Source organism: Stackebrandtia soli, from assembly GCF_965137155.1.
GTDB lineage: Bacteria > Actinomycetota > Actinomycetes > Mycobacteriales > Micromonosporaceae > Stackebrandtia > Stackebrandtia soli.
This window is the reverse complement of record NZ_CBCRZX010000035.1, coordinates 17,518-37,149: the sequence shown is the minus strand read 5'-3', so window position 1 is coordinate 37,149 and position 19,632 is coordinate 17,518. Positions and strand designations below refer to the sequence as shown.

Genomic DNA, 19,632 nt, shown 5'->3' with positions numbered 1-19,632 from the left:
ACGACCTAACCACAGACGGTCAAGGAGTCTCGCGAGATTTCGGGGAGGTACTCCTCCCACTCGCGGTCGGTCAATCCACGTCCGACCCGGTCGCAGACGGCAGAGTGGGGGTCCCGCAAGAAACCAAAGTCGAAGATGTACGTGACTGCGCTTGCGGAAACCGCGAACTCCCGACCATCGGAGGAGAACTGGATATCGTCCACGGCTTTGCTGATAGACAGCTCATATACCACCATGGCCCGATCGATATCCCAGACGGCAACGCGGCTATCAGATCCATCGGCCATCTCCACAGCGATGAAGTTGTCATCGGAGGAGAAACTAAACGACTCCACATCGGCTCCGCTCAATTCCGGGTTCAGGTCGCGCGCCGAGATCGTGTGACGTTCACCGGTTTCAACATCCCATATGTTGAGGCTGCCACCGTACCCGTCAGCCAAAGCCGATCCGTCATGACTGAACAAGAGCTCACCACTCCATACCCCGTGATTTCCTTTTAGGACCTTCTTGAGTTCGCTGGTGCGGACGTCCCACAACCGCACCGACCGTCCGTCAATAGTGGCGAGAGTCGTAGCGTCATCGCTGAGACTCAGCGACCACACGCCGTTTTCGTGACCGGGGAAACTCATGATCATTTCGCCGGTACGAGTGTCCCAGACGCGGGCAGATCCATCACTAGTTGCGGATGTGGCACTCGCCAGAAGCCTGCCGTCGCCACTGAAATCGAGTATGTCCACCGGCACTTCCTGATCGGGCAGAGTGGCGAGCAGTTCGCCGCTCGAGCTGTCCCACAGATCGATCTCGCCCCCGCCCTCGGTATGCGACACGACTGTCGCCACTGTGGATCCATCGGGACTGAGCTCACTGAACGATCCAGACCGCTCAGAGTAGTGGGAAGGTGCATCAACCAGGCTGCCTGGCTCGGTGGGAAAATTCCAGACCGCCGTGCCATCGTCGTTGGTGGCGGTCGCTTGGGATAGATCATCGGCAAGTTCGGGTTTCCAACTAAGCCTTGAATCGAGCGTCCAGCTCGGAGCCGGCAGCGCTTGCTCTAGATCCCACAACTGGATGCCACTTTCCGTGCCTGCCACGAGAATCTCGCTTCCGGGCCACAGCTCAAGGTCACTGACGTCGCGAGCCGGGACCTGGGCGACGAGGTCGAGGGTTTCGGCATCCCATACACCGACGAAGGTTCCGTACCCCAGTGCGAGCAGCCTGTCGACTCGACTCACCACATCAAGCCCTTCGTATGATCCCGGAATCTGTGGTGCGGCCATCCCATTGGCTATGTCGAGATAACACCCTCTGTCCGTGCATGCATGGTAACCGTCGGCCGAGTCGTTCCACAAAGCCGTTACAGACTCTGCGGAACCAGTCGACCATGAGTCCACCTCCCGTCCGCTATCGATACTCCATCGTCGAATGTTGCCTGTGAGGTCTCCGGTCAGGAGGCCGGCCCCATCTGTGGTGAAGGCCAAGGTATTGATCGTCTCATCCTTGCCGGCTTCCAGCTGGAGGAGTTCTTTACCGGAATCGCTGTCCCAGACCCAGGCCCGATTCTCGTAATAGCTTGCACCAGCCAGCATCGAACCGTCCGGGCTGAATTTCAGAACAGAGATCCCGGCCTCAATCCCGTCCCCGACGATCATTTCTTGGTCATGCGAAGCGGTGTTCCAGATTCCGATCCCCTCCCTCACATTGGCGGCGAGGCGTGACCCGTCCGGGCTGAACTCGAGATTCGCGGCAGTCCCAACAGGAGCTTCCCCGTTGAACGGTGTCGACTTCCAGGTCTCGGTGTCCCACAAGGTCATTGCTCCGGTATCTGATCTCGAGGCAAGCTGCGAGCCATCGGCGCTGAAGGCCACGGCAACCGAATCCAGCGCGTCCGGATCGGGAACCAGACCGATGGAGGCGTCATCCACCGCGGTGGTCATCGCGGCGAAGGCTTTGTCACTGTTGTCGAGCTTCCATGCCGCGGCAGCGAGAAGCTTCGCGAGTTCTCCGTCGGTGCCCAGCTGCTTGGCGCTTTCGGCGGCGAGTTGGTCTGACAGAACACTGTTGCGCTGCCGCGTGAGTTCTTGATTGGCGTCGAGAACCTGTCCCACCATGATCGAGGCGAGCACCACGAGGGCCACAAGACTCGATGTCACCACACGCCTGACCCGGCGGCGTCGTCCAGAGCGGCTTCGGGACGCTTCCAGGAAGGCTTCGGCGCAGCCGTCCGGTGGGTTGAACCGCTTCGTGTCCTCATTCCACACATGACGACGCTCGTGCTCAACCGCTTCCAGTCGCGTTCCGCGGTACAGGAAGGACGAGTCCTCAGCTCCGGCACGCCACTCAGCCGCGTCATCAATCCATTGTGACCAGAGAGCCAGGCTCTCCCGTTCGGGCTCCATCCACTCTCGCAACCGGCGCCAATGCACCAAAAGCACGTCATGGGCGATCTCCGCCGTGGTCGCATTCTTGACGACCAAACGTTCGGCGGTAGCCCTCTCCAGTACCGTGTCGGCGTTGCCGTCGACGGCGAATAGTTCCTGGTATGTGGCCGGTCGCCTGGTCAGCCTTCCGTCTCCGGAGACCGTGGTCATGAGCCGGAAGAGGTCGTGTGCCGTCTTCTTGTCGTCGGGATCAAGCGTGGAATAGAAGCTCTCGGCGCTGGCCTGCACCGCCTTGGAAACTCCCCCGAACGACAGATAAGCGCGTCGGGTAAGGCGGTCACCATCGCGGCGCCGCCAGGTCATCAACATCGCCTGCGACAACAACGGCAGCACCGCCGGCCCGATATCACCGTCACCTGTGGAACTGTGCAGGCCGGCAAGGATGTCGTCCGCAAGCCCCTTCTCCAGTTCGATGCCCGCAGCGGCAGCCGGGCCCGTGATGACCTGCCGCAGCTCATCAACGCTCATCGGGCCGACAACGAAAGCGTTGTCCTGCAATGCCGGGATCAGCTCGCGGTAGTTGGCGCAACGATCGACGAAGTCACCACGCAATCCAAGAACCACCAGCCCCGATGATTCGGACCCGCCCGCAGCGATCGATTCGATGGCGACGATGAAGGCCTTGCGTTCGGTCTCATCGTCGACAAGGGTGAAGAGCTCCTCGAACTGGTCCACCACCAAAATCAATCGAGCCGGTTCATCACGACCGCTGTCCGGCATCAGATCTCGTACGAGATCGTGTGCCTGTTCCGGCGCGTCACGCAGTGCGCCAAGCAGCTGATCGGCTTCGGCTCCACTCACCGATGCCAGATGGCCCGCCAACCGCTCCATAGGGGCCGTTCCGGGGGTCATGACCCGGTGCGGCCATTCATCGGCACCCGGTACCGGACACCGACCGGCGGAGACGGCCGGAATGAATCCGGCGTGCAAAAGCGACGACTTCCCGGCTCCCGAAGCGCCGGTCACCACCAGGATCCCGCCCGAGTACAGCGACGAAGCAGCCCGGTAGACGACCTCCTCGGTCGAGCGCTCTCGTCCAAAAAAGACAGCCGCTTGGTCTTCCTGGAACGACGACAAGCCACAATAGGGAGCCTGGCCGTGCCAATCGATATCGACGGGTTCTGGTTGCCTCTCTTGGTTTTCCACGTGCCGGAGGATCCGCCAGGTCAACTCCCGGTCGGCCTCCTGGCGAGTCTCGATCCGTTCGAGTCGGCGCAACGCCTCATCGACGCCCCCGCTGATACGGATCAGCAGCGGCCTGAACTCCACATGGTCGACCGCCAGCGCGCGCAACTCGGTCAGGATCGCCCCATCACCCTCCTTGATGGCCGCCGCAACGACTTCGGCTACCGCGTCCGTCTTTTCGAATAGGTTCGCGATCCCGGTACGAAGTTCACTGGCGAACTCGGTGTTCTCGTACAGCAACTCGTCGAAACGCTGTTCCAACGCTGCTGCGACGACCTCCTCCGCTACCTGCTCACCCTTGTCAGTCTTGAGTCGATCGACGATCCCGGAGACCACACTGCTGAGAGCTTGACCTCCGATGCCACCCAGCACGCCGACGGCGGCCACCGCAATCGTTCCCGCTCCCGTCGCGGCAGCGGCGATCGGGGCACAGGCGCCCGCGCAAAGCATCGCCGTCAACGTTGGACGCGCACCGGACCGCACCACACCGACAGCACGTCCAACCGCACTGCGAATCCCGGCACGCATTCTAGAAATGACATGTTCATCCGAAGGTACAGACCCCATGTACTTACGGTAGCGGATTCCGTTGGGGCACAGGGATCACCGAGCCATGTACGAGCCCGTGCCACCTTCATGGAGGGTCTTTCGGGAAGGCATTGCGGTTGCGCCGCAAGATCCGTATAGCTCCCGTTTGGACGTTCACGCGGACGTCGATCTGTAGTCACGAGTCGAGTTTCACGGCTTGGTGGGGAGGCCCCTCCTGCCAGTGCATTACCTTGCGATCTCGTACACCGCCCACCAGGCCGAAACCGACTTAGGACGCGATAGTCGGCCCAAGAGCACGCGAACGCGGAAGACAGAGCACCCGAAGGGCACCACATTCCGGGACCGTCGACTTGAGGCACTCTCGCTCATTAGCACGAACGCCATAATCTGTCCTCTTTGGAGGCACTATGCCGGCGTCTCGGCCGTGTACGTCGTCGCCAGACCGCTGGGGACGCACCCGGTGACGTAACCGCCGACGGCGCCGAGTTCGCGAAGGTACGCCAGCTCGGCGGCACCGTCGCCGCTCGCGAAGGTTCGCGTCCTCGTGGTCATGGCGCGCGCGACGACCGCGTTTCGCAGCGTGGCGGCTCCCGTGAACAGATCGATCAGGGTCTCGTGTTCGTTGTCGCGCACGGCCTCCAGGACCTCGTCCATGAATCCGGCGACGCCGCCCCACTGGTCGAGCACCGCCTGCCGGTTGTGCAGGAGCATGTCGACGGTGCGGTCCGGGTTCGTGCCGGCGACGCGAGTGCCATCGCGAAAACTTCCGGCCGCGAGCGCCGTCACCGTCGGGGCCATCGGCGAGGCCGCGGCGGCTCCCGCGAGCGCCCCGGCGAGGACGTGCGGAATGTGCGAGGACAGCGCGACGGTCTCGTCATGCCGTTCGGCGTCGATGACGATCGCCTTGGCGCGCATGACATCGGTGACGAATCCGACGAGGCTCCGCAGGGGCTCGATGAGGATTGTCGATGGTGGACATAGCACCCACGGCGCGTCGGTGAACAGGTTCGGGTCGGCAGCGGCGAGGCCCGAGAGTTCGGTACCCGCCATGGGGTGCCCGCCGATGAACCGTCCGGCCAGTGAGGAGGCTGCGGCGAGGACGTCGGTCTTGGTGCTGCCGACGTCGGTGACGACTCCGCCGTCGTCCATGCTCGCGGCGATCGCGTCGAAGCCGCCCCGGATCGCGTCGAGCGGCGCCGCGCAGACGATGAGATCGCGACCGATGACGGCGGTGCCGACGTCGGCGGTGAACGGTAGACCCAGACGTGACGCGATCTCGGCCGTCCCCGGGTCGGGATCGCACCCGATGACGTCGATCCCGGCGTCGTGTGCCCGGCGCAGGATCGAGCCTCCTATGAGCCCGGTGCCGATGACGGCGATGCGGCGAAACGCCTCCACGATCGCTCCCCTTCCTCGTGTTCGGGGGAAGCATCGCACGACCGACCGCTGTGACGTGGGGGCACCTCGCGTGTCGCCCGGTCGTGTCGGCGTCGTCCCCTACCCTGACCGGATGAGTGTTGCGTTGGCCCGGCTGCGGAGTCTGTGTTCGGCGCTGCCGGAGGCCGTCGAGGGCGTCACGGTGCACCACCCGAGTTTCAACGTGAGAGGGAAGACCTTCGCGCTGTGCACGGATTCCCCGGAGCCGGACCTGTGGATCAAGTCCACTCTGGGCGATCAGGCGGAACTGATCGCGACGGACGCGACGCGATACTTCAAGCCCCCGTATCTGGGACCGCGCGGTTGGGTCGGCGTCCGTGTTGACGGCGCCGACTGGTCGGAGGTCGCCGAGCTCGTCACGGACGCCTACCGCCTCGCCGCCCCAAAGCGCCTGATCCGCCAACTCGACGACCCCAGCTGAGCAGATCGCGTCGGACCTCGATTCCTGACTGAGGCCATTCCAACTTCCGCTTGGTTGGTCAAATGTCGGAAACAGGCGTGTTTTCGCAATTTGCCCAACCAAGCGGAACTTTTGACCAACCAAGCGGAACTTTTGACCAACCAAGCGGAGTGGACGGTGGGGGGACGGTGGTCGAACTGATCGGGCGTCGATGATCGGCGCGGAAGGGAACGATCCCCTCGCCGCGACGGATGAACCGTGCCGCAAGGGGATCGGACGTAACCAGGGCTGGGGCGTACTACCAGGTGACGGGGAGCTTCTCGACTCCGTACACGATGGAGAGTTCGCGGAACGTCAGGTCCTCGAACGGCACCGCGAGGCGAAGGTTGGGGAAGCGACGCAGCAGCGCCGGGTACGCCATGCGCAGCTCCAGGCGACCGAGTTCGGCGCCGACGCACCGGTGGAGGCCGTAGCCGAAGGCCACATGGGACGGCAGCGGACGGTGCGGCTGGACCTGGTCCACGTTGACGCCGAGCTTCGGGTCGCGGTTCGCGCCCGACAGCGAGCACAACGCGAGCTCGCCGGCCTTGATCGTGTGCCCCGCGATCTCGACGTCCTCGAGCGCGACGCGCGGGAACGCGACCTGGACGACCGTCAGGAACCTGAGCAGCTCCTCCACGACCGCGTTGACGTCCTTATCGGACCCGTCGCGGACGAGGGCCGCGTGCTCGGGCTCCGTCATGAGGTGCAGCGCGCCGAGCGCGAGCATGCTGGCGGTCGTCTCGTGCCCGCCGATCAGGATGCCGTCGGCGAGGCCGGTCAGCTCCTCGTCGCTGATGTTGTCGCCGTGCTCGCGGACGAGCATGCCGAGCAGGTTGTCGCCCGGGTTGCGGCGCTGCTCCTTGACGAGCTCCGACAGGTAATCCAATGTGTCCTGCACGGCGGCGAGGCAACCCATGATGTCGCCGAGGAAGTCGAAACGCGACTCGGACAACTTCTGGAACTCGGCGCGGTCCGGGTACGGGACGCCGAGCAGCTCGCTGATGACGAGCGACGGGATCGGCACCGCGAAGAGGTCGACGATGTCGACGGGCCCGCCGGTGGCGGCCATCTCCGCCTCCATCGCGTCGAGGCGCTCCGTGATGATCGCGTCGATGCGCGTCTCCAAGCGGCGGAGCCGACGCATCGTGAACTCCGGCGTCAGCATCTTGCGGAGCCGGGTGTGGTCGGGGGGATCGGTGAAGCCGAGGCCGCCGGGGTTCATCTCGGCGAGCATCTCCAGGCCGTCACCGGCGGTCAGTTTGCTGTAGTCGTTGGAGAACCGGTCGGAGTCGCCCAGCACCGCGCGCGCGTCGTCGTAACGCGTCAACAGCCACACCGGCGGCCCGATCGGGTATTGGAGCCGACTGATCGGCTCCTCCATGCGCCGCTTCGCCAGTTCCGGCACGGGGCTCAGGCCCTCGCGCTGAAACATCACGAGGGTGAAGGGTTCTTCTTCCGACATGGGTGGTCCTCATCGTTATGAAAGGGGTCGAACTCAACCTGCCAACGTACGTGTTCAGCCTGCCAGACGCCATGGCGGAGCCGCACCGACCTGCATCACAAAGCGGCCCTGAGTTAACCCTGAGATCGTCTCCTACCGGTGAGTAATGCCCACCGTTCAACGCCTGCCGAACACGGGCGCACAACGCGGCCCACCTGGCACCCTGTGTGGCAACTCACGCGCCGCCGAACCCCTGAAATGACGTGGTGGGGCCCGGTCAGCGGGACAGCCCGAGACCCGTCGTCTCCAGCCATCCACCCTCGGTGAGGAAGTCGAGCACCCGGTTCACGGCCTCGTCGATCGACAGTTCCGAGGTGTCGACGGTCAGGTCCGCGTCCTCGGGAACCTCGTACGGGTCGGAAACGCCCGTGAACGATTCCAGGACGCCCGCGCGGGCCTTCGCGTACAGACCCTTCCGGTCGCGCTCCTCGCACACCGCGATCGGCGTGGCGACGTGTACGAGCACGAAGTCGCCGCCCGCCTCGGCCGCCATCTTCCTGGCCGCCTCACGCCCGGCGGCGTACGGGGCGATCGGGCAGCACACGGCGACGCCGTGATGGTGCGCGACCTCGGCCGCGACGAAACCGATCCGACGGATGTTGAGGGCGCGGTCCTCTGGTGAGAAGCCGAGCTTCGCCGACAGCAGCCGTCGCACGACGTCGCCGTCGAACAGGGAGACGGTGCGCTCGCCGGATTCGAGGATGGCGTCGTAGACGCCGCGCGCGATGGTCGACTTTCCCGAGCCGGACAGGCCGGTGAGGAACACGACGACGCCGCGCTTGCGGCGTGGTGGCTTGGCGCGCCGCAGTTCGGCGGCGACGGCGGGCGGTGTGTGCCAGTCCGGGAGACCGAAGCCCCGGTCGAGCATGTCGTTGATCTCCGCGGTGCCCATCGGGTGCCGGCGGAAGGGCGGCTCGACCTCGTCGATCGCCCGCCACTGTCCATCTCGGACGTCATAGCAGAGTTGGCGCGGAAGCATGACGCGAATGCCCGATCCGCCCGCGAAGGTGCGCCCCATCGCCAGCAGGTGCGTGGCTCCGTACGCGGCCGCGACGCGCGCCGACAACAGGCCGTCGCGTACCTCGTCGCCGCGCTTCGACAGCGGGACGGCGACGATCGTGGACGCGGGCAGGCGGTCCCGCGCCGCGAGGATCGATCTCACGAGCGCCGACGGTGTCAGTCCGGCGCTGCCGAGATCCGCGACGGGGATCAGGATCAGCACGTGGGCGTTGAGGGTGTGCGCGGCCCGGGAAATCTCCGCCAATTGTGGACGGTGAAGCGGTCGGTCGGCGATGACGCCGAGCACTCTGGAACCGGTGAGGCTCTGCCGCACCTGCACGGGCGTGGACCGGAGCTTCCTAAAGGGACCTTGCTGGACCTCGCCGATGCGTCGCACCGGTCCCCCGACCAGGACGTGCCCGTGCGGAGCCGGCGTCATCTCGACCGCGTCGACGGCGGCGACCGGCGCGCCCTCGGGATCGGTGAGCACCAACACGCGCTGCAGCGGCGAATCCGGCCGCAGCGACTCGACGAGGGCCTCCGGTACCTCCAATGTGACCGGTGTCGGCCACGGCGTCCCGTCCGACAGCGTGCCCGAGGCGAGCACGGACTCGACATCGGTCTGTCCGAGGAAACCGCGCAGCGGCTCGTACGCGCCCGCCAGCAGCAGTTCGAGATCGGCCAGCTCATGCGAGCGTGGGGTGTAGGCGGGCGCGTTGGCCAACACCTCGTCGGGCAACACCCAATCGGAAACCACGCCGCATCCCCTTTCGAAGGCACAACACTCACGTCGGCGCGTCCAGTCTCCCAGGCGCCACCGTCAAGTTAGCCGACCGGTCCGACGCGTGATCGCGCAGCCACGTCGCGTTCGTTGGCGCCGACCGGCGCNAACGAGGCGATCCACACCGTACGGTTACGGGGCGCTACTCGAAACGACGCGGCGTGCCGTTAGGCTTCGGCTGGACAGCGCGGTCCGCATAGCCCGATCGACATCCTTGGAGTGACCCGTGGATGCACAGACTGTGGACATCGACGCCAAACTGCGCGCGGACATCCGGCGGCTCGGCACTTTGCTGGGCCACGGGCTGACCCGCCAAGAAGGACCGGAGCTGCTCGACCTGGTCGAGCGAGTGCGTCGTGCCGTGCGCACCGACGCCGACGAGGCCGAGGAGCTGCTCGCCGGGCTCGACGTGACGACGAGCAAGAACCTGGCGCGCGCGTTCTCGCTGTACTTCCACCTCGCCAACATCACCGAGCAGGTGCATCGCGCTCGTGAGCTGCGACGACGGCGTGCCGTCGGTGGGGGTTGGCTGCGGGAGGCCGCCGCCGAGATCCGGGCGGAGGGGCTGCCCGCGGAGACGATCGCGCACGCGGCGCGGCGCCTCGACGTCCGTCCGGTCTTCACGGCCCACCCGACGGAGGCGGCGCGTCGGTCCATTTTGACCAAGCTGCGGGAGGTCGCCGACGTGTTGGACGTCGAGGCGGCCGACGCGGCGCTGACCGGACACGTCGACACGGAGTCCACCGACGAGCGACTGTCCGAATTGATCGATCTGTTGTGGCAGACCGACGAGGTCCGCGCCGAACGGCCCGCACCGTCCGATGAGGCGCGGAACGCCGTCTACTACCTGACCGACCTGTACGCCGACGCCGCGCCGCGAGTCCAGGCCGACCTCGCGCGGACCCTGGTCGAGCTCGGCGCGAACCCGTCGCTGACGGACACCCCGCTGCGGTTCGGGACGTGGATCGGCGGCGACCGTGACGGCAACCCGTTCGTGACGCCGCAGGTCACCGAGAACATCCTGCTGTTGCAGCATGAGCACGGCATTCGGGCGGCGGAGGCGGCGCTGGACGCGTTGATCTCGGAGCTGTCGATCTCGCGGCGGTTGCGCCCGGCGAGCCCGGAGTTGATGGCCAGTCTCGCCGTGGATCTCGAGGCGCTGCCGCGGCTTCCCGAGCGGTTCCGGCGGGTCAACGCCGAGGAGCCGTACCGGTTGAAGGCGCGGTGCATGCGCGCGAAGCTGGAGGCGACGCGGGAGCGGCACGCCAATCGGGGACGACACGAGCCGGGCGTGGACTACGCGGACGGTTCGGAGCTGGTGGCGGATTTGCTCGTGCTGCACGATTCGCTGGTGGCGGGCGCGGGTCGGCTGGCGGCGGCGGGCCGACTGGCGAACGCGATCCGCGCGGCCGCCGCGTTCGGACTGCATCTGGCCACCATGGACGTTCGGGAGCACGCCGCGGCGCATCACGCCGTCCTGGCGGAGTTGTTCGACCGCCTGGGCGAGCTGGATCGGCCGTACTCGGCGTTGTCCCGGGAGGAACGGACGGAGCTGCTCGCCCGCGAGCTGGGTTCACGTCGGCCCTTGGCGCCGACGGATGTGCGGCTGTCCGACGCGAACCGCCGCACCTTCGACGTGTTCACCACGATCCGCTCGGCGCGGCGCCGCTTCGGTGCCGAGGTCATCGAGTCCTACATCATCTCGATGACGGAGGGCGCCGACGACGTACTGGCGGCGGCGATACTGGCCCGCGAGGCCGGGCTCATCGACGTCGGCGAGGGTCGCGCGGACATCGGGATCGTTCCGTTGCTGGAGGGCGTTCCGGAGCTGGACTCCGGCGGCACGACGCTGCGTCGGTTGCTGGACATCGCGCCGTATCGCGCGATCGTCGAGGCCCGCGGTGGTGTGCAGGAGGTAATGCTCGGGTACTCCGACTCCAATAAGGAATCGGGTATCGCGGCGAGTCAGTGGGCGATCCAGTCCGCGCAACGGGATCTGCGCGACATCGCGCACGCGGCGGGCGTCCGGCTGCGGCTGTTCCATGGTCGAGGCGGCACCGTCGGTCGAGGTGGTGGTCCGACGCACGAGGCGATCCTCGCGCAACCGTCGGGCACCTTGGACGGCTCGATCAAGGTGACCGAGCAGGGCGAGGTCCTGTCCGACAAGTACACCCTGCCGGTGCTGGCCAGGGAGAATCTGGAGCTTTCGGTGGCGGCGGTGCTGAAAGCGACGCTGCTGCACGCCGTTCCCCGGCATCCCAAGGACGTCCTCGACGGTTGGTATTCCACCATGGACATGGTGAGCGGCGCGGCCCGGTCGCGCTATCGCGAACTCGTCGACGATCCGGGGCTGCCGGAGTACTTCTGGGCCGTATCGCCGACGGAACTGTTGGGGGCGCTCAACATCGGGTCGCGCCCGGCGAAACGGCCGAACGCGGATGCCGGGCTCGGCGGCCTGCGGGCGATCCCCTGGGTGTTCGGATGGACGCAGTCGCGGCAGATCGTGCCGGGCTGGTTCGGCGTCGGCTCCGGTCTCGCGGCGGCACGGCGCGCGGCAGGTGGTGACGTGCTCGACCAGATGCACCGCCAGTGGCAGTTCTTCTCCACGTTCATCTCGAACGTGGAGATGACGCTGGCGAAGACGGATCTCGACATCGCGGCGCGCTACGTGCGCCAGCTGGTCCCGGAACGCCTGCACGGGCTGTTCGACGTGATTCGGACGGAGCACGAGCTGACGGTGTCCGAGGTGTTGCGGTTGACCGGGAACGACGAGCTGCTGGCCGCCAATCCACAGCTGCGCCGAACCCTGGACGTGCGGGACAGGTATCTGGCGCCGCTGCACCACCTCCAGGTGTCCCTCCTGAAGCGATATCGCACCGAGTCCGAAGCGGATCCGCAGTTGACGCGGGCGTTGCTGACGACCGTGAACGGCATCGCCGCAGGCATGCGCAATACCGGCTAATACATCGGTTTCGATATAACAATATACCGGTACATGACTGAACATAAGGCGATCTCGTGACGACCGACGACAGTCCTGTGTGGTATGTCTGTTATGGATCGAATCTGGACGGCGAGCGCTTCTCGCGCTATGTGCGCGGGGGTCGACCCGACGGTGGCGCGCGGGTGTATCCGGGGTGTCGGGACAACTCGGCACCCACCGACACGATGTCGTTGTTCATCGACGGAGAGGTGTACTTCGCCGGCCGGTCGGTGACCTGGGGCGGTGGCATGGCGTTCCTGGACCCGACGGTCGGCGGCGATACGCCCGGACGAGCGTATCGGATCACGCTCGGACAGTTCGCCGACGTGTGCGCGCAAGAGCAGCGGCGCGCGCCGGGAACGGTGACCGTGCCGTTGGCCGACGTCGCCGACGCGAAGCGCCTCATCGTCGGTACAGGCGACTACGCGGCGCTGCACTGGCTCGGAGACCGCGACGGAGAGCCGATGCTCACCTTCACCGCGGCGAATCGGCTGCGACCCTATGTGGCGCCGAGCCCGGCGTATCGAAACGTCATCGTCGCGGGGCTGCGCCAGGCGCACGGGTGGGACCGGGATCGCGCGCTGGCGCACCTGTCCGGGCTGCCGGGGTTCCACGGCGAACCGGCCTGAGCGCCCGCGTGGGCGCCCGTCGCGTCAGAACTCCAGGTCGACGGTGTAGGTGTTCGGCGCGTCCTCCCAGACGCCGACGCCGTTGACGTTCTTCCACACGGCCGTGAGTTTGCCGGTCGGAGCGACCGTGAACGTGGCGGCCGTCGCGTCCTCCGACACCTCGAAGATCAGGTCGACGGAGACCGGGTCGAACCGGACGTCGGTCGAGCCCGGAACGACGGTGCTGTCGACGTCGGCGGTGAACGTCGGGTTGCCCGCCGCCGTGGTCTTCTTCCCCTTGTCGGGGTTCAGCGAGAAGACGTCGTCCTGGGCGAACTTCCAGTACAACATCGGCTCGTGGCTGTCCTCGCTCGTATCGAAGCCGTACACGGCGTCCGTCGTGATGTCGCTGATCGGGACGCTGACCCACACCTTGCCGTCGTCGGCCCAGCCCTTGGCGTCGATCCACGGCGCCCGTTCGGCGGCGCCGATCGCCATGCTCACCGAGACGGAACGCTGCGCCGGTTCGTAGGCACCGCCCGGTCGCCCGGTGGCCTTGCCCTTGGCCTTGTAGTCGTCGGGGTCCTGGGAGCGCAGCGCGGCGTTGTAGTAGGCGTCGATCTGTTCGGTGCGGCTGCCGTCACGTAGGTCGAGGGTCTGGCTGCGGTCGGCATCCGTGACGCGCAGCAGGACGGGCGCGTCGGTGGGAATGACGGCCGCGACGGTCTCCCCGTGAGTGGGAACCCGATCGAGCGTGGTGGCCTCGCCGTCGACGAGCAGCTCGGCCGTCGCGCCGGGCTCGGCGTGCCCCTCCCCGAACACGGCCAGGAAGAACTCCGTGCCCTTGGTCGCATGAACGGGGCCTCCGCCGAAGCCATACCGGGCGGCGTCGACGGCGCTGACGGATCGCGAGACGCTGTATCCGGTGGCCTGGAGGGAGTAGTGAGGCCCGGTGAGGCGGCCGGGGCTGTCGGAGGCGGTGGTGTCTATGGGACTCGCGGGCGTGAATCCGTCGGCCACGGCGAGCTGTACGTAACCGGCGGGCCCGTAGCGGTGGAGTCCGGCGGTCGGCGCGGCACACGCGGACAGCCCCAACACCACTGCCAGGGTGATGGGCATGACGAAGCGTCGGCGGCTGGAGGACATGCACAAATACTATGCAGCCGTCCACGTTCACCGAACCGCCCGGACGTCTGGTTGTCAATGGGTCGTCCTACCGATGCCGATCCCATGAGCCCCGCCCGCTTCAGGACCGCAGTGGCGAATCTGACACCCTAACGGGAGAAGACACCCCGTCCATAAAAGAATAACCATTGAGGAGTCACCAATGGTCATGGGCCCCACGCATGCCGTCTCCGGTACTGCGGCATGGTTGGTCGCCTCCGCCGTCGGCGAGTTCGCCTTCGGCATCCATCAGTCCGCCGCGTCCATTGCGGTCGGCACGATCGCCTGCACAGGCGCCGCCCTATTGCCCGATTTGGACTGTTCCGGTCGCGTACTGCAGAACAAGGGGGGCGCGACCGTCGCCCGCACCTTCGGAGTCGCGTCGCTGTTCCTCGCCGAGTGCGTCGAGAAGGGTGCCCTCGGCATCCACAAACTCACACGCACCAAAAAGGACAAAAAGCGAAATCACGGACACCGAACCTTCACTCACACCTGGCTGTTCGCGATTCTGCTCGGCCTCGGAACCGCCGCGCTGGTCGGCAACTTCGGTAAACCCGCCGTCATCGGCGTCATGTTCTTCCTGACGGGTCTGGCGATCCGCGGGATCATGAACGACTGGGCGCGCCAGCAGGGCTGGTGGGTGATCACCCTGTTGTCCCTGGCCGCGGCATTCGGCTTCCATCAGTTGTTGCCCGGCAACCAGTCCTACACACTGCTCGGTGTCGCCGTCGGCATCGGCTGCGTCGTCCACACTCTGGGGGACATGATCACGAAGATGGGTTGCCCGGTCTTCTTCCCGATCCCCATCAAGAAGAAACTGTGGACGGAGTTCGGCCTGCCGAAGAAGATCGCCATCAAGGCCGGCAGCCCGATCGAGAAGAACATCCTGATGCCCGCGTTCACGACGATCGCCGTCGTCTCCATGATCCTGCTGCTCCCCGAGGTTCAGTTGATGATGGCGGCCGCCTTCGCCGAATGACGACGGCGGGGCCGTCCCCGGACGGTTCCGCCAGCGCCCGACCGGCGCGCCGACCGCAACCGCGTCGGCGCGCCGGTTTCTTGTCATAGGGCGGGAGTACAGTCGTTGGGCGGCGCACGACCCTGTCGTCGCTTGTCCGTTATGTACTGTATGTCTGGTTTGGGGTGGCTTGCTGCCATGACTACGTCCGTCAACAATCTGTCGGGGCTACGCCGGGCGTCCCTCGACGAGCCGGGGCTGGCCAGCGTCGCCCGGCTGGGCGCCGACGCGTCCCCCAGCGAGGCGGTCGACGTGACCGCGCCGAACGCGGCCCGTCCGTTCGTCATCGCCGGGCTCGCGGCGCAGGACCGCACCGTGCTCGCGGTGACCGCGACCAGCCGTGAGGGCGAGGAGCTCGCCGCCGCCGTGGCGGACCTGCTTCCCGAAGCGGGCGTGGCGTTCTACCCGGCGTGGGAGACGCTGCCGCACGAGCGCCTGTCGCCGCGCAGCGACACCGTCGGGCGGCGGATGGCGGTACTGCACCAACTCGCGCACGGCGGCGACGCGCCGATCCGAGTGCTCATCGCGCCGATCCGCAGCATGCTGCAACCACAGCTGAAGGGCCTCGGGGACCTCGTACCCGTTCAACTCCACATTGGCGACACCGTGGATCTGACGGAGGTGGCCCGGGCACTCTCCGATCTGGCCTACACCCGCGTCGACCTCGTCGAGAAGCGCGGCGAGTTCGCCGTCCGCGGCGGCATCCTCGACGTGTTCCCGCCGACGGAGGAGCACCCGTTCCGGGTCGAGTTCTTCGGTGACGACGTCGAGTCGATCCGCCAGTTCGCGGTCTCCGACCAGCGATCCCTCGACGGCGACGGCTCGGCCGAGGTCAAGTTCGTCTCCGCCCCACCCTGCCGTGAGCTGCTTCTGACGCCGACGGTGCGCGAACGCGCCGCCGAGCTCGCCGAACGCCACCCCGGACTGGCCGAGATGTGCACGCCGATCTCGGAGGGCATTCCCGTCGAGGGCATGGAGTCGTTGACGCCCGCCCTGCTCGGCGGGGATCAGCTGGAGTTGCTCGTCGAGACGATGCCGCCGGGCACGGTCGTCGTCGCGTGCGACCCGGAGCGGATCCGCGCCCGCGCGCACGACCTCGTCGCCACGAGCGAGGAGTTCCTGCAGGCGAGCTGGGCGGCCGCCGCGACGGGTGGCTCCGCGCCGATCGACCTGGGGGCCGCCGCGTTCCGCAACCTCGGCGAGGTCCGGGAGACGGCGCTCCGCCGCGACTGCGCGTGGTGGACGATCGGGCCGTTCGCGCAGACGGACGCAGAGACGCAACGACTGCGGTCCACCGCCGACGAACTGGCCGCGATCACCGGCGAGGCCGCTGACATGGGCGACGTGACCGACGATTCGACCGTCATCACGGTCGGCGCGACGGCCGCGAACCTGTACCACGGCAACGCGTCCACCGTGGCCGATGACATCACACAGTGGACTACGGCGGGTTGGCGCGTGTGCCTGGTGTTCGCCGCGTCCGGCCCGGCCGCCCGCGCCGTCGAACAACTGCGGGACGCCGGGATCGGCGCGAGTCTGTCCGATTCGGTCAGCGACCTGACACCGGGAACCGTCACCGTCACCACGGGGGCGCTCAGCGGCGGCCTCGTCGACGAGAGCGCCAAGCTCGCGATCCTCACCGGGGACGACATCTCCGGCGGCAAGGGTTCGACCACGAGGGACATGCGGCGGATGCCGTCGCGGCGACGCGGTGGCGTCGACCCGCTGGAACTGCGCACAGGGGACTTCGTCGTCCACGAACAACACGGCGTCGGCAAGTACGTGGAACTGGTGCGCCGCACCGTCAACGGGGCCGAACGCGAGTACCTCGTCATCGAGTACGCGGCGAGCAAACGCGGGCAGCCCGGCGACCGCCTGTTCATGCCGACGGACTCGCTCGACCAGCTGACGCGCTATGTCGGCGGTGAGATGCCGACCGTCCACAAGCTCGGTGGAACGGACTGGCAGAAGGCGAAGACCCGCGCCCGCAAGGCCGTCCGCGAGATCGCCGCCGAACTGATCAAGCTGTACGCCGCGCGTCAGGCCACCGAGGGGCACGCGTTCGGGCCGGACACGCCCTGGCAACGGGAGTTGGAGGACGCGTTCCCGTACCACGAGACGCCGGACCAGGCCTCGGCGATCGACGAGGTCAAACGGGACATGGAGCGGTCGATCCCGATGGACCGGCTCATCTGCGGCGACGTCGGATACGGCAAGACCGAGATCGCGGTGCGAGCGGCTTTCAAGTCCGTCGCCGACGGCAAGCAGGTGGCCGTGCTCGTCCCGACCACGTTGCTGGCCAGCCAGCACTACAACACGTTCACCGACCGGATGGGCCAGTTCCCCGTCCGCATCCGGCAGCTGTCCCGGTTCCAGACCGCGAAGGAGGCCGCCGACATTCAGGCCGGGCTCGCGGCGGGAGACGTCGACATCGTCGTCGGCACGCATCGCCTGCTACAGGCGGAGACCCGCTTCAAGGACCTCGGGCTCGTCATCGTCGATGAAGAGCAGCGTTTCGGTGTCGAACACAAGGAACGCCTGAAATCGCTGCGCGCTCATGTGGACGTGCTGGCGATGTCCGCGACGCCGATCCCGCGCACCCTGGAGATGGCGGTCACCGGAATCCGGGAGATGTCGACGATCGCGACGCCGCCGGAGGAGCGCCACCCGGTGCTCACCTTCGTCGGCGCGTACGAGGACAAGCAGGTCGGCGCCGCGATCCGGCGCGAGCTGCTGCGCGACGGCCAGGTGTTCTACCTGCACAACCGGGTCGAATCGATCGAGAAGGCGGCTCGACGCCTCCGCGAGATCGTGCCCGAGGCTCGCGTCGTCACCGCGCACGGCAAAATGAGCGAGACCCGGCTGGAACAGATCATGCAGGGCTTCTGGGACCGTGAGTTCGACGTCCTGGTGTCGACGACGATCATCGAGTCCGGGATCGACATCCCCAACGCGAACACGCTCATCGTGGAGCGGGCCGACATGCTGGGTCTGTCTCAGCTGCACCAGATCCGGGGCCGGGTCGGGCGTGGACGCGAACGCGCGTACGCCTACTTCATGTACCCGCCGGAGAAACCGCTGACGGAGCAGGCTCACGAACGTCTCGCCACGATCGCGCAGCACACCGAGCTCGGCGCGGGCATGTACGTCGCGATGAAGGACCTGGAGATCCGGGGCGCCGGGAACCTGCTCGGCGGCGAACAGTCCGGACACATCGCGGGCGTCGGTTTCGACCTGTACGTGCGGATGGTCGGCGACGCGGTCCGCGCGTTCAAGGGCGACAAAGAGGAGATCCTGCCCGAGGTCAAGATCGACCTGCCGATCGACGCCCACATTCCCTACGACTACATCGAGGTTGAACGGCTGCGGTTGGAGATGTACCGCAAGCTCGCCGAGGTGCGCGGTGAGGAGCAGCTGGACGAGGTGCGCGCGGAGATGATCGACCGGTACGGCGAACCGCCGGAGCCCGTCGAGAACCTCGTCTTCGTCGCGCGGTTCCGGCTGATGGCCCGCGAACACGGGCTCGCCGACGTGTCGCTGCAAGGTCGGCACGTGCGGTTCTCACCGATCATCCTCCCCGATTCGAAGCAACTGCGGCTGAAGCGATACCACCCGGACGCGGTCTACAAGAACGCCGCGTCGCTGATCTCGGTGCCACGGCCGCAGACGGCGCGAGTCGGCGGGCAGCCGATGGAGGGGCTGGCGCTGCTGCAGTGGTGCGCTGATCTGATTAGGACGGTAACGGCCGAGGCGGCCGCGACTCGCTGACTCGACGATGGCGGGCCGGGAGCGGCCCGCGCGTACCGCTAATGTGTCCTGCGGCCGTGTTTGGCCCGTGAACGAACTCGAAGGAGCTACTCGTGAAACCGCGACTTCCGCGCCGCGCCATCGCCGCCGCCGTCCTGAGTCTGGCCGTCGTGGCGTCGACGACGGCGTGCCGGGTCGAACAGGGGGCCGCGATCTTCGTCGGTGACACCCGTATCGCCGAATCCGAAGTGAGCCAACTGGTCGACAGCCTCGACAGCGAGAACCTCACCGGTGTCGGCGACCTGCGCGCCGCGATCGTCGAGGCGCTCGTCGTCGTCGAGGTCGGCAAGCGGATCGCCGAGGACACGGGGGCCACCCCCGACCGGGACAAGGAGGGCCAGCTGCTGGAGCAGCTGTCGCAGATGAACCGGCTCCCGAAGGACAACCCGGTCATCCGTCTGCTCGCCGAGAAGGAGGCCTACCGTCCGCTGCTGGTCGCCAAGGCCGACCCGGTCGATCCGACGGAGCACGACGTCGACGCGATGTCCGCGAACGTCGCCGACGCCATCGGCGGCAAGGTGACGCCGGAGATCCGCGCGGGCATCGTCGCCGACCTGGAGAGCGAGACGGGCCGCGAGCTCACGGGGCAGCGGCACCAGGTGCTCGACTACTTCACCGACTACGACGTATCGGTGAACCCCCGGTTCGGCGAGACCTCGGTCGTCATCTACGCCGACCAGCAGAACAACCCGATCATCACCGCTCCGATTCCACAGTAGG

11 protein-coding genes are annotated in these 19,632 nt (G+C 66.8%); 6 read left to right on the top strand and 5 right to left on the bottom strand.

The window, feature by feature from the left end:
• Window positions 1–5 precede the first annotated feature (5 nt).
• Together ACM9NP_RS17900 and ACM9NP_RS17895 are read right to left on the bottom strand one after the other, a co-directional pair.
• A complete protein-coding gene (locus tag ACM9NP_RS17900) occupies window positions 6–4,190 on the bottom strand; it encodes an nSTAND1 domain-containing NTPase (RefSeq protein ID WP_415647869.1) in 4,185 nt (1,394 codons plus the stop codon).
• A 387-nt stretch (window positions 4,191–4,577) separates the two neighbouring features.
• The gene (locus tag ACM9NP_RS17895) at window positions 4,578–5,570 is read right to left on the bottom strand and encodes a prephenate dehydrogenase (RefSeq protein WP_415647868.1); all 993 of its coding nucleotides are present in this window, start codon (window positions 5,568–5,570) and stop codon (window positions 4,578–4,580) included.
• Window positions 5,571–5,682: 112 nt separating this feature from the next.
• On the opposite strand from ACM9NP_RS17895, the gene ACM9NP_RS17890 reads away from it, so the two are divergent.
• Window positions 5,683–6,030, top strand: a complete 348-nt coding sequence (locus ACM9NP_RS17890) for an MmcQ/YjbR family DNA-binding protein (protein ID WP_415647867.1) — start codon at window positions 5,683–5,685, stop codon at window positions 6,028–6,030.
• Between the two features lie 277 nt (window positions 6,031–6,307).
• Here the strand turns inward: ACM9NP_RS17890 and ACM9NP_RS17885 are convergent, their stop codons facing one another.
• Window positions 6,308–7,513, bottom strand: coding sequence for a cytochrome P450 (locus tag ACM9NP_RS17885; protein ID WP_415647866.1), 1,206 nt, complete (start codon window positions 7,511–7,513; stop codon window positions 6,308–6,310).
• Window positions 7,514–7,769: 256 nt separating this feature from the next.
• Entirely contained in the window at window positions 7,770–9,308 is a 1,539-nt protein-coding gene (gene cysC / locus ACM9NP_RS17880; protein WP_415647865.1) for an adenylyl-sulfate kinase, read from the bottom strand.
• Window positions 9,309–9,558: 250 nt separating this feature from the next.
• Here cysC and ppc point away from each other — a divergent pair, with 250 nt between their 5' ends.
• Window positions 9,559–12,294: a phosphoenolpyruvate carboxylase gene (gene ppc, locus ACM9NP_RS17875; RefSeq protein ID WP_415647864.1), complete on the top strand. Its 2,736-nt coding sequence runs from the start codon at window positions 9,559–9,561 to the stop codon at window positions 12,292–12,294.
• Window positions 12,295–12,350: 56 nt separating this feature from the next.
• Window positions 12,351–12,944 carry a histone deacetylase gene (locus ACM9NP_RS17870; RefSeq protein WP_415647863.1) on the top strand — a complete coding sequence of 198 codons (594 nt, stop codon included), beginning with the start codon at window positions 12,351–12,353 and terminating at the stop codon, window positions 12,942–12,944.
• Window positions 12,945–12,968: 24 nt separating this feature from the next.
• Here the strand turns inward: ACM9NP_RS17870 and ACM9NP_RS17865 are convergent, their stop codons facing one another.
• Window positions 12,969–14,069, bottom strand: a complete 1,101-nt coding sequence (locus ACM9NP_RS17865; protein WP_415647862.1) for a hypothetical protein — start codon at window positions 14,067–14,069, stop codon at window positions 12,969–12,971.
• Between the two features lie 181 nt (window positions 14,070–14,250).
• Between ACM9NP_RS17865 and ACM9NP_RS17860 the strand changes: the two genes are divergently transcribed.
• From ACM9NP_RS17860 to ACM9NP_RS17850, 3 genes are all read left to right on the top strand, one after another.
• Window positions 14,251–15,066 (top strand): metal-dependent hydrolase, encoded by an 816-nt coding sequence (locus tag ACM9NP_RS17860; protein WP_415647861.1) that lies wholly within the window; start codon window positions 14,251–14,253, stop codon window positions 15,064–15,066.
• Between the two features lie 177 nt (window positions 15,067–15,243).
• Complete coding sequence (mfd, locus tag ACM9NP_RS17855) at window positions 15,244–18,873, top strand: transcription-repair coupling factor (RefSeq protein WP_415647860.1); 3,630 nt, start codon at window positions 15,244–15,246, stop codon at window positions 18,871–18,873.
• 92 nt (window positions 18,874–18,965) lie between these two features.
• A complete protein-coding gene (locus tag ACM9NP_RS17850) occupies window positions 18,966–19,631 on the top strand; it encodes a hypothetical protein (protein WP_415647859.1) in 666 nt (221 codons plus the stop codon).
• Window position 19,632: the final 1 nt, after the last annotated feature.

Coding starts and splice junctions, on each gene's coding strand:
- mfd (WP_415647860.1), top strand. CDS start 15,244: ATGACTACGTCCGTCAACAATCTGTCGGGGCTACGCCGGGCGTCCCTC.
- ACM9NP_RS17860 (WP_415647861.1), top strand. CDS start 14,251: ATGGTCATGGGCCCCACGCATGCCGTCTCCGGTACTGCGGCATGGTTG.
- ACM9NP_RS17890 (WP_415647867.1), top strand. CDS start 5,683: ATGAGTGTTGCGTTGGCCCGGCTGCGGAGTCTGTGTTCGGCGCTGCCG.
- ACM9NP_RS17865 (WP_415647862.1), bottom strand. CDS start 14,069: ATGTCCTCCAGCCGCCGACGCTTCGTCATGCCCATCACCCTGGCAGTG.
- ACM9NP_RS17900 (WP_415647869.1), bottom strand. CDS start 4,190: ATGGGGTCTGTACCTTCGGATGAACATGTCATTTCTAGAATGCGTGCC.
- ACM9NP_RS17885 (WP_415647866.1), bottom strand. CDS start 7,513: ATGTCGGAAGAAGAACCCTTCACCCTCGTGATGTTTCAGCGCGAGGGC.